Raw genomic sequence first — 15,193 nt, 5'->3', positions numbered from 1 at the left:
TTGTGAAGTTTAAAATTTTCATAGTATATTTTTTTATAGCAGCAATACTTATTCATGCACAAATCCCTGTTTCCAAAATTTCTACAGATTATATAAAATTTGGAGAACCTATTGTTTTAAAAATAACAGTTAAAACCGGTCAAAAGGATACCATAATTTTTCCAACGATTACAGATACACTCAGTGAAAAATTTGAAGTTTTAAGACAAAAAAAAGATACGCTAAGAAAAAACAATTCTATTTTTATAAGTGACAGTATAATTTTTTCAGCTTATGAAGAAGGAACTTTTTCGGTTCCGCCTCAAAGAATTTTAGTCAATTCAAAAGAATATTTTACTCCTTCCTATAAAGTCACAGTAGCTCCTGTTGTTACGGATAGCGTAAAAACTCCTTTATTCGATATTAAAAGTATTGTACAGATTCCTAAAAATGTATGGGATTATATACAGCCTTACCTAGGGTATGTACTAATATTACTTGTAATCCTAGTATGTGTAATCATCTATTTGATAAGAAGAAAGAATAAAAAATCGGAAACCCATAAAAGCGAACCGGATGTGTTAGCCATTAAAAGATTGAAAAAGCTCAAGAAGTCTGATTATATAGCTAAAGATTTATATAAAAAATATTATTCAGAATTAACGTCCATAATAAAAGAATATATGGAAGCTCGTTGGAATTTTCCGGCAACCAAACTTTTATCTGATGATTTATTGGAGTATTTAAAAAAAGAGAAATGGATAGATGAAAATGAAATTGAAAATCTGAGCGTTATATTCAAAATTTCAGACTTGGCAAAGTTTGCGAAATATAAACCAACTCCGGAAGAAACGAAATTGCATATGGAAAAGGCAATTAATTTCATAAATCTTACTAAAACAGATTCACCTAAAATAAAGCTGCAAGATGAATCATAATATACTGTTTGGTTATCCTTGGATGTTGCTTCTTTTACTGGTAATACCCATTTTTATATATTTAAAATTTGGAACGAAAGCTAAGACAAAGGCCGTATCGATACCGAATGTCTCTGCTTTTCAATCTGAAAAAAATTATAAAACATATTTAAGGCCTTTATTATTTTGGATACGTTTGCTTATCCTAGCATTATTAATATTTGCCATGGCAAGACCTAAAGTTATAGGCACCTCGCAAGTTTACCAGAGCGATAAAGGAATAGATATCATGCTGACTGTTGATGTTTCTTTAAGTATGTTAGCAAAGGATTTGAATCCGGATAGATTATCAGCACTTAAAAAAGTAGCGCAGAAATTTGCATTAGAAAGATATGTTGACCGAATCGGGTTAATTGCTTATTCCGGGGAAGCACTTACTATGGTTCCTCTTACGGTAGACAGAAAAATTCTTATTCAACAAATTGAAAATCTAAGGACGCAGACATTGGAAGGAGGAACAGCTATAGGGGTGGGCTTAGCTACAGCTGTCAATCATCTTAAAAAAAGTAAGGCAAAAAGTAAAGTAGTTATTTTAATGACGGACGGAGTAAATAATGACGGATATGTAGAGCCAATTGTTGCAGCAGATATTGCAGCTTCTGAAGGGATTAAAGTCTATACCATAGGTATAGGTACTAATGGCTACGCACTTTTTCCTACTCAAATAGACCGCTTTACCGGAAAAATTTATTTTGAAAAACAAAAAGTGGAAATTGATGAAGATTTATTAAAGAAAATAGCCCAAAAAACAGGCGGAGCCTATTTTAGAGCTACTGACTCGGAAAGTCTTCAAAATATTTACAATAGAATAAATAAATTAGAAAAATCAGATATAAATGATTTAAAATATTATAATTATAAAGAGAAATATAGAATATTTCTATTTCCTGCATTAATACTTTTGTTACTAGAATTATTCTTAAGAGGCTTTGTAATTAGAAGTATAAATTAAAAAGATATTATGAATTGGCAGTTTGAGAAAATATCATATTTTTATTTATTGTTATTCATACCCTTTCTATTATGGAGATTACTATATCTCATAAAATGGAAAAAGTCCAAAATAAATCAATTTGCTGAACCAAGTTTTCAAAAAATGATTTTTGGAAAGGTAAATTATTCAAAATTTATTTTAAGTAATATAGGAATAATTATAGCCTATATCCTGATGATTTTAGGATTAGCTAACTTTTTAGGAGGAACAGAAAAAAAAGAAGTAAAGAGTGAAGGAATTGATTTGGTTTTCGTAATAGATGTTTCCAAATCCATGAATGCAGAAGATATAGCTCCTTCAAGATTGGAAAAAGCCAAAAAAATTGTTTGTGATTTTTTATCTAAACTAGGGGGGGATCGAGTAGGAATAGTCGCATTTGCAGGAAATTCCTATCCCATTATGCCTTTATCTAGTGATTATAGCGTTGCTCAGCTCTACTTAAATGGTATTGATACTAATCTTATTACAACCCAGGGAACAAATATAGCAGATGCCGTTTTAAAAGCTTCTACTCTTTTATCTCAAACCTCTAATACATCCAAAGTAATTTTTATAATATCTGATGGAGAAGCCCATGAAGGAGATGTTAAACGGGCAATAAATACGGCAAAGAAAAATAAAATTTCCATATTTTCCGTAGGGGTAGGTACAACTCAAGGAGCCCCCATTCCTTTATTTTATGAAGGTAAATATTCAGAATACAAAAAAGATGATAATGGAGATATTGTATTAACGAAATTGCAAGAAAGTACATTAAAACAATTGGCAGCAGGAACCGGAGGTAAATATTTCTATGGCGGGCATAATACAAAAGATGTTGTTACTAAGCTATTTAAATCCATGTCTACCTTAGACAAAACTAACCAATCCGTAAGTATTAATTACGACACAAAACAGTATTTTCATTATTTTATAGGAGCCGCATTTTTAGTTATTTTTATTGTTTCTTTAACAAATTATAGGAGAGATTTTATGATTTAATCTTAGTATCTTTGTTAAAATGTATTTAAAAAATAAATATTTAGTTATAATTTTTATTTCACTAATAAATATTTTTCAAGCTCAGACGAAAGCATCAAGAAAGCATTTATTAGAGGGTAATAATAAATATTTGGCTGAATCTTATAAAGATGCAGCAGCTAATTATTTAAATTCGATACAAGACGGAGAAGATTCATATAGATCTAATTACAATTTAGGAAATGCCATGTATAAACTAAAAAAATATGATGACGCATTGATTCAATATGAAAAATCACTCCAATTGGCAGCAAATCAGTCGGAAAAAGCCAATGCTTTATTCAATATGGGAAACAGCTATTTTCAAAAAGGAGAATATGAAAGAGCAGCCGAAGCGTTTAAAAATACTTTGAAATTAAATCCGAAAGATGATAAGGCGAGGTATAATTATACGATGTCAAAACAAAAAGTAAAAGAAGCTCAACAAAAACAAGAAGAGCAAAATTCCAAAGATCAAGATAAGAACCAAGGAGATAAAGAAGATAAAAAGGATAGTTCTCAGCAAAATGGAAAAGATCAGCAGAATTCATCCAATGCTAAAGAAGATAAAACAGATAATTTAACCAATAAAAAAGATAAAGACAATTCTTTAAATAATAAAGAAACACAGCCCAATAAAAATGAAAAAAATTCAATAAACAATCAGAAATCACAAGCAGATACAAATAATGCTAATCTGTCAGATGCCTCTAATCAACATTATGAAAATATTTTAGGAGCAATGGAAGAACAAGAAAAAAGAGCGCATCAAAAGATTATTAATAAAAGAGCTAATTCAAATCAAGGACAAAGTAGCAAAGATTGGTGATGAAGAAATATGTAATACTCTTTTTACTTATCTTTTTAAGCGGAATTTGGGCAAAAGCTCAGGTTTCTTTTCAACTCATACCCCAAAAAAATGAGGTAGGAGTCAACGAACCTGTACGCTTACAATTTTTACTTTCCATAAAAAATGAAGAAATTAAAAATATGGGGCGTTTAAAATTACCTTCTTTTTCAAATACGCAGGTAATTGGCAGGCAGGTAATTCAGAACCAAGGCTTTGATGATGAAGGGAACAGTGTTTTCGAATATGGAATTGAAATTGTATTAAGAGCTGTTAAAAAAGGGAATATCCGTATAGATGCCGCACAAATAACTGTTAATAATAGGAAATATGAGACCAAGCCCACCGTAATAACTGTGTCAGGAAATCCTAGTGGAAGTGAAGATGACACAGCTTTTAATTCAAAATTGGGTGAAGTATTTCTTAAATTTAAAATATCAGAAAAGAATCCGTATCAAAATGAAGGGGTAGTTGCGAATTTAAAATTTTATACTCGAAGGATTGAATTACTCAATAGTATGACCAATCTGGTTTCTCCGGATTGGCAGGGGGTATTTGTACAGCCGGTAAAAGAAAGAAGCAATACCTACGAACAGGAAATAATTAATGGAGAATCCTATTTTTCAAGAGTTATAGGAACTTATGTTATGTTTCCTACTCAATCGGGAACTCTTGTCATAAATCCATTTACCTTAACATTAACAATTCCGGATGGATTTTTTGATGAACACGACTTAAATATTAAATCGGCACCGGTTACATTACAAGTTAAAAGACTTCCTGATAATGCTCCAAAAGATTTTCATGGGCTGGTTGGTCAATTTACTATGAGAGCTTCAGCAAACAAAAAAGATTTACAAGCAGAAGAAGCAGTAACTGTAAATGTAGAAATAAATGGTAAGGGAAATCTTACGCTTCTTAAATCTCCCAGACTTCTAATGTCTGATGATATAGAACAATATACCCCTAAAAGTAAATTTGATTCAGAGGCAACCGTACAAGGCATAAAAGGAAAATTAAATACGTCTACCATATTAGTTCCTCAAAAAGAGGGTACTTATAATATAAATGTAGAATCAGTTAGCTATTTTGATCCCATAGATGAAAAATATAAAAGTTTAATTGTACAGCCAATTCCCATTAAAGTATCAGCTAATACTTTAGCAAAAAATGATGATAAAACCGGTACGGACATCAGAAAGGACACGAGTGATGTCAACCAATATGATCCCAAATCTGCCATTAAAAATAAGGTCACTGAAGTATTGAAAAGAGACCATAACAGCTTAGGAAAAATATTGATAATTATATTATTTACAGGAGTTATATCAATTATAGTTATTCTGGTAATTTGTATATTAATAATAAAAAGAAATAAAAAAAATAAGCTAAAAAAACAAGAAGAAGAACAATCGTTTGATTCATTAAATAAAGAAAAAAAATTTACATCACGTAATTTACCTTATACAAGCTCTAACATTACTAATGATTTTAAAAATGAATTATCACAATTAAATCATTTAGCACAAGAAGGAACAGATAAAAAAGAATTTTACATTCTTTTAGAAAAGACTTTGATAGAAGCAGCAAAACAATATTTAAATTTAGAAAAAGATAGTTTTGTTTTTACTTCAGACTTAGAAGATGAATTAGCTCAGAGATTAGGAGATGAAATTTCAGAAGAATGGAAGAATATGGTTATTCAATCTCAAATTGAACGATATTCAAGCGTAACAGAACAAGAATCCCTGGAATCTGTATATACAAAAGCTAAAGACTTAATTAAGAAATTAAATATAAAAAAATAGAGCGCCTAAAAACTTTTTAGGAAATTTAATTAACAAAATTCTTTAAAAATATAATTTTACTATGCCTTTACATTTTTCTATCCAGGAAATAGCAAGTTGTTTTATGGTTTTATTTGCCATTATAGATATTTTTGGCAGTGTTCCCGTAATAGTAAGCATAAAAAGTAAAGTCGGTTATCTTCAGGCTAAAAAAACAACATTGGTTGCTTGTGCAATCATGATATCCTTTTTGTTCGTTGGTGATAAATTACTAAAACTTATAGGAATTGATGTATATTCATTTGCTGTAGCAGGTGCTTTAGTTTTATTTGTTATTGCATTGGAAATGATTTTGGGCATTGAAATTAATAAAATCGATGAACCGCATTCTGCTTCCATAATTCCTTTGGCATTTCCTTTAATAGCAGGAGCAGGAGCTTTAACCGCCGTGTTGGCTTTAAAAGCAGAATATCATACGGAAAATATTATCATAGCCATACTTCTTAATATGGTAGTCGTATATTTAGTATTAAGATATTCGGGTAAATTAGAACAAATTTTAGGACAAGGAGTAATTTCAATTATGAAAAAAGTTTTCGGTATTATCTTATTAGCTATTTCCATTAAGTTATTTACTGCAAACATAACTTCTTTGTTAGAAAAAGTATCTCCTTAAAAAATAAGATCTCATTTTGTATATTTGTAAAAATATAAAGATGAAATATTTTTTAAATCTTACTCTTTTAGCTTTTGTCCTCTTAATAATTTTTAATGTAACGCAAATTAATTATAGTTATGGGGTAACTACCGATCCAAACGATAAATATTTTTATTCAATTTTATTTGCTATTGTAGGCATTTTAATAGTATTCATAATAAAAGGACTAAAAAAATTATCTCAAACCAAATAAATTAATCTGAAGATTTAATTTTTTCAAGCAATTTCAAATAACAACTCTCCAATTCTTTATAGGCAGGTATTTTTTTGTCTTTACCATTATAGACAATCATTAGTAAATGAGATGTTGTAAAAGTGTTGTTTAGCTCATTTTTATGCAAGCGGAAACATTCACGCAAAAGTCTTTTTACCCGATTTCTATCCACTGCATGTTTAAAAATTTTTTTAGAAACGGACACTCCAACCTTATGGGTTTCCAAAAATTCAGGAGAAGGACAATAAACCATAGCTAAAGGATATTTTTTATTCCACGTCCCTTTTTCAAACAAATATTTAATAAGCTTATATCCTTTTAAATGTTCTTCTTTCGTATACTTTTGGTTCATATAATATGCATTTCATCACAATACCATTCCCAAAGATGATATTATTGAGACTTTTGATTACATAAAATTTCAAGAAATGTTTTGTCAAAGATAGGGCATTTGTAATAATCGTAAACATTAATTAATTTTGTATAACAATAAAAACTAATATAAAATATGTATCCAGAAGAAATGGTTGCGCCAATGAAAGCGCAATTAACAAATAAAGGTTTTGAAGATTTAAACACATCAGAAAAAGTAGAAGAAGCATTAAAAAGACCCGGTACAACCTTATTAATAATTAATTCCGTTTGTGGATGTGCTGCCGGAGGAGCTCGTCCCGGAGTAATATTATCTGTAGAAGGCGAAGGAAAAAAACCGGATCATTTAACAACTTCATTTGCAGGATTTGATGTGGATGCAGTTAAAACCGCTAGAGAACATCTTGCCCCTTTTCCACCTTCATCTCCGTCCATAGCACTTTTTAAAGATGGAGAATTGGTTCATTTTCTAGAAAGACATCATATTGAAGGTCATTCTCCTGAAATAATTGCTGAAAATTTAAAACAAGCATACGCTGAATTTTGCTAACATGTCTTTAAACGAAGAACAAATACAATCCCTGTCCGAAAAAATCGTAGAAAAATTAAAAACGGTTTACGATCCTGAAATTCCCGTGGATGTTTATGAATTAGGATTGATTTATGATATTCAGATTAGTACAGAAGGAGACGTGGAAATATTGATGACCTTGACAACCCCTAATTGTCCCGTGGCAGAAACATTACCCATGGAAGTAGAAGAAAAAATCGGTGCTATAGATGAAGTAAAAGAAGTAAATGTAAAAATTACTTTCGAACCAACTTGGGATAAAGATATGATGAGCGAAGAAGCTAAATTTAATTTAGGACTTTTATAGCATCATTAGACAAAAGCTAAGTAATTAAACTTTAATTAATGATAGTAAAGGACAGATTTAATTGTATTAATCTGTCCTTTTTTCCTAAATTTAAAAAGCAGTGGACTTGAATAAATTTAAGTGATAATAGAAAAGTGAAATTTGAGATTATGTTGAAATTGAAGCAAATGGTTAAAAGATTTATACAACTTAAATTCAATAAATACTATCATCTCAATTCACCGGTAAATAATTACATTTGTTAAATATAAGATTGATTTCATGAGATTATTTATAGGAGAGATATATCCGAATGAAGTACAACTAAGGGAAGAAGAAGAACACCATATAGTAAGAGTGTTGCGAATGAAAGAAGGAGATATGGTCTATGTGACTAATGGAAAAGGAGCATTAATAAAAGGACAATTACAAATAACAGGAAAGAAGGTTAAGGTTAAAATAATTGAAACTTTTCCCCATTCAAATAGAGGGCAAAATGGATTACATATTGCTATTGCTCCAACTAAAAATATAGACAGATTTGAGTTTTTTGTAGAAAAAGCAGTGGAATTAGGAATATCTAAAATTACCCCACTTTTATGTACTAATTCAGAGAGAAAAGTTTTAAATAGGGAAAAAATCAAGAAACAAATTGAAACCGCCTGTAAACAATCTTTGAGAATAAATTTTCCTGAACTCTATCCATTGACACCTTTGAAGGATTTTATACAATCTTCGAATACAAAATTATACCTTACCCATTGTTATAAAGAATATGAGAAGATCACTTTAAACGAAACGTTAAACAGAGAAAAAGAAATAACCTTGATGGTTGGACCGGAAGGAGATTTTTCTAAAAAAGAAGTAGAAGAACTTTATTCTTTAGGCTCTATAGGGGTTAGTTTAGGAGAGAATCGTTTGAGGACAGAAACTGCCGGAATTTTCATTGCTTCCAGTTATTATTTTTTTCACAACCAACCATAAACAGAATCATTAAAATTTATATGATCAATTTTTTATTGACTATAATTTTAAATAAAATGTTATGACCTATAAAATTAAGTTTTAAGTCAATTATTGTAAGTGAACCAAATAATCAACAATAATTTGAACCGAATCAGGTTTACTAAAGACATATTCGCGAGCTCTTTCACCCATTCTATATCTTTTATTTGTATCTGTAAGTAATTCAACGAGTTCTTCATTAAATTCATTTTGATTGTGAATTACTTTTGCTCCTCCACACTGGATTAATTCTACGGCTTCGATAAATTTATCATAAATGGGTCCGAATAAAACTGGAGAAGCAAAAACGGCCGGCTCCAATACGTTGTGTACCCCTTCTTTACCAAATGCACCTCCCACATAAGAAATATCGGCATAGGAATAAACTTTCGTCAATATACCAACCGTATCTAAAATTAGGACTTGATAGTCCGCAGGATGGGTGTGACTTAATTCTGAAAATAATACCGTTTTAGGTAATAACTCCGCTTTTAATTTCTGAAAATATTCATGATTCATATTATGTGGAGCTATAAGTATCTTACAATTCATAAAGAAAGAAGAATTAATAAAGTTTTTTAACAGCGTATCATCTTCTTTCCATGTACTTCCTGCAACAATTAAGGTGTTAGTTCCTTTAAACAAAGACAACCAGCTTAAGTGGTTATTCTGTTTACTTAACATTTTAACTCTGTCAAAACGTGTATCCCCTGAAACCGTTACTTGTTGAATGCCGATGGAATTCAATAATTTTTTTGAATTTTCATCCTGTACAAAAAAATGAGTTACTTTCTTTAAAATCGATACAAACCATTTTCCGTTAGGCTTAAAATATATCTGGTCTTGACGAAAAATACTTGAGATAAATAAAGTAGGTATTTTTTTTGCCGCAAGAGCTTGCAATATATGATACCAAAAATCATATTTTACAAAAATAGCATAGTTTGGATGTAAGAGTTCAATTAACTGATTGGCATTTGATGGAGTATCTAAGGGAATGTAAAATATAAGATCGGCTATGCAATTATTTTTAACCACTTCATATCCGGAAGGAGAAAAAAAACTAATAGCAAATTTATGTTTTGGAAATTTTTTCTTTAAAGCAGTTAACACAGGAAGTCCTTGTTCATATTCACCAAGAGATGATGCATGCATCCAAATCACTTGATCCGTTGGTGAAATTTTATTTTGTATTTCCGAGAAGACATGAGTCCTTCCTTGTACCCAAAGTCTTGCTTTAGGATGAAATAAAGAAGCAATCTTCATTCCTGCTCCCATGAGTTTAATGCCGAAAGAATATAAAAATGAATTCAAAATTTATCTGTTACTGTTATTTAAAAATTTAACTTTTTTCAAAACACTAGTTTAAAAAGAATTGCCTTAATTGAATTAAGGCAATTTTTATTCATATTTGAGTTGAAAAATAAATTAATATTTGAAAATAGTACAAATATCTGTTCGATAAAAAGTACTATAGATTAGTTAGTAAGCTCTTGCAAATAAGACTCTTCTTTTGGAAGGATTCCCTGAATATATACATACTCCCTCTTCCTCTTTAGCATCTAAAGGGATGCAACGAATGGTTGCTTTCGTTTCAGCTTTTATTTTTTCTTCCACTTCTAACGAACCATCCCAATGAGCAGAAATAAATCCGCCTTTTTCGTCCAATACTTTTTTAAATTCTTCGTAAGAATTTACTTCGGTAATTAAAGAATCTCTGTGTGATTTTGCTTTATTGAAAATATTTTGTTGAATTTCTTTCAATAAATCTTGAATATGTTCAGCTAAACCATCTACAGAATGTTGATGCTTTTCTAAAGTATCTCTTCGAGCTATTTCAACTTGTTTATTTTCAAGATCCTTAGGGCCAATGGTAACCCGAACCGGTACGCCTTTTAACTCATATTCATTAAATTTCCAACCCGGTTTATATTCAGTTCTATCATCAAATTTAACACTAATTCCCAACTTTTTAAGTTGAGAGATAAGTATATCTGCTAATTCAGAAATTGCATTTAATTGTTCTTCATTTCTATGAATAGGTACAATAACTACTTGGATTGGAGCTATATTGGGAGGAAGTACTAATCCATGGTCATCGGAATGAGACATGATTAAAGCTCCGATAAGACGGGTAGATACTCCCCAAGAGGTAGCCCAAACATATTCTTGTTTACCCTCTTTTGATTGATATTTCACATCAAATGCTTTGGCAAAATTCTGACCTAAAAAATGAGAAGTTCCGGCTTGTAACGCTTTACCATCTTGCATCATAGCTTCAATACAGTAGGTTTCTTCAGCACCTGCAAATCTTTCCGCAGGAGATTTTACCCCTTTAATTACAGGAATACCCATAAAGTTTTCAACAAAATCGGTATAAACATTTAACATTCTTTCAGCTTCTTCAATAGCCTCTTCTTTGGATACATGGGCGGTGTGTCCTTCTTGCCATAAAAATTCAGCAGTTCTTAAAAACAATCGGGTTCTCATTTCCCAACGAACTACATTAGCCCATTGATTAATTAAAATAGGTAAATCCCTATGAGATTTAATCCAGTTTTTATAAGTATTCCAAATTATGGTTTCAGAAGTTGGCCGAACAATCAATTCTTCCTCCAATTTGGCATCCGGGTCAACAATCACTCCCTTTCCGTCAGGAGAATTTTTTAATCGATAATGAGTAACCACAGCACATTCTTTGGCAAAACCTTCCACATGATCCGATTCTTTAGACAGATAAGATTTGGGAATAAATAAAGGAAAATAGGCATTTTCATGTCCGGTATCTTTAAACATTTGATCTAATTGACGTTGCATTTTTTCCCAAATAGCATATCCATAAGGTTTTATAACCATACATCCTCTAACCCCGGAATTTTCAGCCATATCGGCTTTTATTACCAGTTCGTTATACCATTTACTGTAATCTTCTTCTCTTGATGTAAGTGTTGCCATAATGCTTTTCTACTGTTTTTAAACTTTTCTGTAATTATAACTGTCATAATTCTTAAGATACTTTGTCACATTACTATTGCAGCAAAATAGGTATTTCTTAATTGGTACGACTTTTGCGAATTTAAAATGATTCAAGAACAAAATTATAATAAATATATAAACTACTAAAAAAATATCATGAAGAATATCAGTTGTAATTTAGGACGAGTTTTCATGAAAGTTGGTACTCTCTTATGGGTGTCGGTTTTTTTAACATCATGTTATGTCGGCCAATCTTCATATGCCGGTGAGGATAGTGTATATTATTCAAATAAGACTCGAAAAAATAATAAACAAAAGTCTTATGATTACGTATATGATGAGGGTACAAGCTCATCCAATTCATATTCAGACAGTCAAGTAAGAATAGGTAAAAAATATATTGACCCAACTTCTAATGCCAGTGATTTATTATACGACGATGATTATAACAAAAGTGATGCTTCTTCCAATACTGTCAATCGCTACAGTGATGATATCAATCAATCATATTCCAATAATAATAACAGAGACGGTTGGGGAGATGATGGCGGAACTGTAGTTAATAATTATTATTACGGAGGTTACAGTCCTTATTATTCCTATTATTGGGGCGCCCCCTATTGGGGATGGAGAAGTTATTGGAGTCCCTATTATGGATGGAATTGGGGCGTTTCAGTAGGCTGGGGCTGGGGATGGTCCGGTTGGGGATGGGATTATCCTTCATATTGGGGTCCATCCTGGGGTTGGAATTATCCGGGTTATTGGAGGCCTCATCACCATTATTGGGATAATGGTTGGTGTTGTTCAAGATATTATGCTAATTACGGATCAAGGTCTTCCTATTTGAATAGTTCAAGAGGAAACTCATATATTTCAAGATCTTACGGAACGTCTCGTTCTAGGCAAATACAAGATATTCAAAGACAAAATAGTAGAAATACCATCTTTTCGGGAAGCCGAAGTAATGGGATAAGTAATTCAAGAATCAATAGAGGTTCTACATCTACTATTTCAAGAAACAATGAAAGTGGAAGAAACGGTTCAATTATAGGCGGCTCAAGAGCTAATGCCGCAGTTGTTACTCCCGAAAATTCAAGAAACAATTCCGGGGCTGTAATTGGAGGCTCAAGAAATAATACGATAACTAATTCAGAAGGATCAAGATCCACAGGCGTTATTAGAGGCTCCAGAAATAGTGTAGGCACATTGGAAGGATCAAGAAATCAAGTGGGGATTGGAAATTCCGGAACCGGAAGAGAATCATCTAATTCAGGTACAATAAGAGGATCTAGAAACAGTACAGGAATTATGGGAGGATCCAGAAATTACGAATCAGGTTCTTCTAGAATATCTTCACCAAACTATCAAACCCCAAGTTCAAGCAGTCGCGAAAGTTCTCGCGGATCTATAATTGGAGGAGGTAATCGAGGCTTTGGAGGAGGTTCCATAAGTAGTGGCAGCCGTGGCGGCTTTGGAGGAGGCTCCCTAGGTGGTGGTCGCGGAGGCGTAATAGGTGGTAGAAGATAATATATAATAATATAACTCAAATTATGAACAAGAAATTATTATACGGTTTTATCCTTTCATCCATGGTTTTGATAGGTAAATCACAAACCAATAGATTTTATCCCAATGATGTATCCGATGCTTTTACTATTTTTGGTGATAATTCCAATAATACAACAGGTACTGCCAGATATATAGGTATGGGGGGATCTATGGGAGCTTTAGGAGGTGATCTTAGTGCCGTTGAAACAAACCCTGCCGGTCTAGGTATTTTTAGAAATTCTGTAGCGAATATTTCAATGAGTATCTTATCGAATAAAAATAAAGCTACTATGGGCAACGGAGTAAATTCCAATACCGATACCAATTTTAATGTTCCCGGTGCCGGAGTTGCATTGGCTTTAGGTGATGAAGCAGATGTATTTAAAGTAAACGTTGGAGTAAACTTTTCTTATCAAAGAGTAGATAACGACGTAAATTTTTCCAGAAATACCAAATTAAATTATTTATATCCTAATAAAGATAATGTAGATCAACTTTATGAAATGGTCAATTATGATCAGTATACCAATGGATATAAATCAAAAATGAAATTCAGTTTGGCAACCAATTACATGGATAGATTATATTTCGGTATTGGATTAGATTGGCATTATTTAAATATTGATCGCAATTCTGAATATGGTCATAGAAACACAGTAGATGGGGAATATATGAAATTCAATGAGCAATTAACGCCTTATAGTCAAGAAGCCAACGGTTTCGGATTAAATGTTGGGGTAATCGGTAAAATTACACCTGAGATTCGTTTAGGGGCTGCCTATCATTCTCCTATTTGGTGGTCTGATATGGATGATTACCGATGGATATATGGATACGATGATAAAGGACAATTCGTAGAAGATTATGTTTATTATGATCATTATAAAAATGTATCTCCCGGAAAATTGGTATTAAGTGGCGCTTTTGCTTCCAATATCGTTGATGATGATAATTCCTTGGCCTTCAATTTTGATTTTATTAATTACTTTAATAAAGACATGGAATTTAAAGGAGATGTTGACTATAGGTTAAATAATAATTTTGTTAATGACTACGTAAGAAATTCACAAGAATACCGCGCAGGTATTGAGTACAGGTTTAGAGAACTTAAATTACGCGCCGGTTACGCTTATGCTTCTTCTCCGGTAAAAAGTAATTCTATATCAGGAATATGGGATACAAACAGCGATCCTGTATTTGTAAAAAATTACTTGGCAGGTGAAAAAAATAAATTGTCTTTTGGAGCCGGATATGATATTGGTCAATTTTTTGTGGACCTAGGATATCAATATATTAAAACAGATTATCGCACAACCCTTTCCGGTGACTTTTATACGGTAGGTGGATCTAATCTTGCAATAAGTTTAGATAAACCGTATTTAGGAAAAGTTAATAATATCCAAAATAATTTTGTATTAACTTTGGGTATGAGGTTTTAAAAATATATTCACAATAAAAAATCCTAACTTTTGTTAGGATTTTTTTTATTTATTTTTGAGTAAATCTCTGATTTCAGTTAATAATTCTTCTTGAGAAGGCGGTTTAGGTGTGTTATCTTGTTCTTTTTTCTCTTCGTCTTTCTTATTAAGCCTATTGATCACTTTTATCATCATAAATAAACAAAAAGCAATAATTAAAAATGATAGACAAGTGGATAAAAAGTTACCATATTTAATAGCTGTTCCCGGAATGGTTAATTTAGCCAAATCGGTCAAATCAGCCATCTTTAATGCAGGAGTGAGAACAAGAGGGGTAATGATATCTTCAACTAAAGACGTGATAATCTGGTTAAATGCGCCCCCGATAATTACACCGACAGCCATGTCAACCACATTTCCCCTTAGGGCAAATTCTTTAAATTCTTTTATTAAACTCATAAATAATAATTTTAATTATAATTGCAAAAATAAATTAAATTTC

Annotated in this window: 15 protein-coding genes; 11 read left to right on the top strand and 4 right to left on the bottom strand. The window is 31.6% G+C overall.

Going from position 1 to position 15,193, the window contains the following annotated elements; genetic code table 11:
* The first annotated feature begins 2 nt into the window (after positions 1 to 2).
* The 6 genes from GYM73_RS08725 (at position 3) to GYM73_RS08700 (ending at position 6,259) form a co-directional block, all read left to right on the top strand.
* The gene (locus tag GYM73_RS08725; protein ID WP_220233593.1) at positions 3 to 917 is read left to right on the top strand and encodes a BatD family protein; all 915 of its coding nucleotides are present in this window, start codon (positions 3 to 5) and stop codon (positions 915 to 917) included.
* Complete coding sequence (locus tag GYM73_RS08720) at positions 907 to 1,908, top strand: VWA domain-containing protein (RefSeq protein WP_220233592.1); 1,002 nt, start codon at positions 907 to 909, stop codon at positions 1,906 to 1,908. The genes GYM73_RS08725 and GYM73_RS08720 overlap by 11 nt, the downstream gene beginning before the upstream one ends.
* 9 nt (positions 1,909 to 1,917) lie before the next feature.
* Positions 1,918 to 2,931: a VWA domain-containing protein gene (locus GYM73_RS08715; protein WP_220233591.1), complete on the top strand. Its 1,014-nt coding sequence runs from the start codon at positions 1,918 to 1,920 to the stop codon at positions 2,929 to 2,931.
* A 130-nt stretch (positions 2,932 to 3,061) separates the two neighbouring features.
* The gene (locus GYM73_RS08710) at positions 3,062 to 3,778 is read left to right on the top strand and encodes a tetratricopeptide repeat protein (protein ID WP_220233590.1); all 717 of its coding nucleotides are present in this window, start codon (positions 3,062 to 3,064) and stop codon (positions 3,776 to 3,778) included.
* Positions 3,778 to 5,604 (top strand): BatD family protein, encoded by a 1,827-nt coding sequence (locus GYM73_RS08705; RefSeq protein ID WP_220233589.1) that lies wholly within the window; start codon positions 3,778 to 3,780, stop codon positions 5,602 to 5,604. Before GYM73_RS08710 ends, GYM73_RS08705 begins: the two co-directional genes overlap by 1 nt.
* A gap of 61 nt (positions 5,605 to 5,665) precedes the next feature.
* Positions 5,666 to 6,259, top strand: a complete 594-nt coding sequence (locus tag GYM73_RS08700) for a MarC family protein (RefSeq protein ID WP_105296814.1) — start codon at positions 5,666 to 5,668, stop codon at positions 6,257 to 6,259.
* 236 nt (positions 6,260 to 6,495) lie between these two features.
* On the opposite strand, the gene rnpA is transcribed toward GYM73_RS08700, so the two are convergent.
* Positions 6,496 to 6,867 (bottom strand): ribonuclease P protein component, encoded by a 372-nt coding sequence (gene rnpA / locus GYM73_RS08695; RefSeq protein ID WP_105296812.1) that lies wholly within the window; start codon positions 6,865 to 6,867, stop codon positions 6,496 to 6,498.
* A gap of 156 nt (positions 6,868 to 7,023) precedes the next feature.
* Here rnpA and GYM73_RS08690 point away from each other — a divergent pair, with 156 nt between their 5' ends.
* The 3 genes from GYM73_RS08690 to GYM73_RS08680 all read left to right on the top strand — a co-directional run bounded on the left by GYM73_RS08690 (position 7,024) and on the right by GYM73_RS08680 (position 8,728).
* On the top strand, positions 7,024 to 7,437 hold the full coding sequence (locus GYM73_RS08690) for a BrxA/BrxB family bacilliredoxin (protein WP_160541676.1): 414 nt from the start codon (positions 7,024 to 7,026) through the stop codon (positions 7,435 to 7,437).
* Position 7,438: 1 nt separating this feature from the next.
* Positions 7,439 to 7,765, top strand: a complete 327-nt coding sequence (locus GYM73_RS08685) for an iron-sulfur cluster assembly protein (protein WP_105296810.1) — start codon at positions 7,439 to 7,441, stop codon at positions 7,763 to 7,765.
* A 261-nt stretch (positions 7,766 to 8,026) separates the two neighbouring features.
* The gene (locus GYM73_RS08680) at positions 8,027 to 8,728 is read left to right on the top strand and encodes a 16S rRNA (uracil(1498)-N(3))-methyltransferase (protein WP_220233588.1); all 702 of its coding nucleotides are present in this window, start codon (positions 8,027 to 8,029) and stop codon (positions 8,726 to 8,728) included.
* Between the two features lie 90 nt (positions 8,729 to 8,818).
* Here GYM73_RS08680 and GYM73_RS08675 read toward each other — a convergent pair whose 3' ends face one another.
* Together GYM73_RS08675 and proS are read right to left on the bottom strand one after the other, a co-directional pair.
* Positions 8,819 to 10,063 (bottom strand): 3-deoxy-D-manno-octulosonic acid transferase, encoded by a 1,245-nt coding sequence (locus GYM73_RS08675; protein WP_255570962.1) that lies wholly within the window; start codon positions 10,061 to 10,063, stop codon positions 8,819 to 8,821.
* Positions 10,064 to 10,231: 168 nt separating this feature from the next.
* Positions 10,232 to 11,704 (bottom strand): proline--tRNA ligase, encoded by a 1,473-nt coding sequence (proS, locus tag GYM73_RS08670; protein ID WP_370625922.1) that lies wholly within the window; start codon positions 11,702 to 11,704, stop codon positions 10,232 to 10,234.
* Between the two features lie 177 nt (positions 11,705 to 11,881).
* Here proS and GYM73_RS08665 point away from each other — a divergent pair, with 177 nt between their 5' ends.
* Both GYM73_RS08665 and GYM73_RS08660 read left to right on the top strand, forming a co-directional pair.
* Positions 11,882 to 13,252 (top strand): hypothetical protein, encoded by a 1,371-nt coding sequence (locus tag GYM73_RS08665; protein WP_220233587.1) that lies wholly within the window; start codon positions 11,882 to 11,884, stop codon positions 13,250 to 13,252.
* Positions 13,253 to 13,275: 23 nt separating this feature from the next.
* Entirely contained in the window at positions 13,276 to 14,712 is a 1,437-nt protein-coding gene (locus GYM73_RS08660) for an OmpP1/FadL family transporter (RefSeq protein ID WP_220233586.1), read from the top strand.
* Positions 14,713 to 14,757: 45 nt separating this feature from the next.
* On the opposite strand, the gene mscL is transcribed toward GYM73_RS08660, so the two are convergent.
* Positions 14,758 to 15,150, bottom strand: a complete 393-nt coding sequence (gene mscL, locus GYM73_RS08655) for a large-conductance mechanosensitive channel protein MscL (RefSeq protein WP_160541680.1) — start codon at positions 15,148 to 15,150, stop codon at positions 14,758 to 14,760.
* Positions 15,151 to 15,193: the final 43 nt, after the last annotated feature.

The organism is Apibacter sp. ESL0432 (assembly GCF_019469225.1).
GTDB lineage: Bacteria > Bacteroidota > Bacteroidia > Flavobacteriales > Weeksellaceae > Apibacter.
Note: the sequence above shows the minus strand (reverse complement) of the source record. Positions and strands in the feature narration are given on the sequence as shown.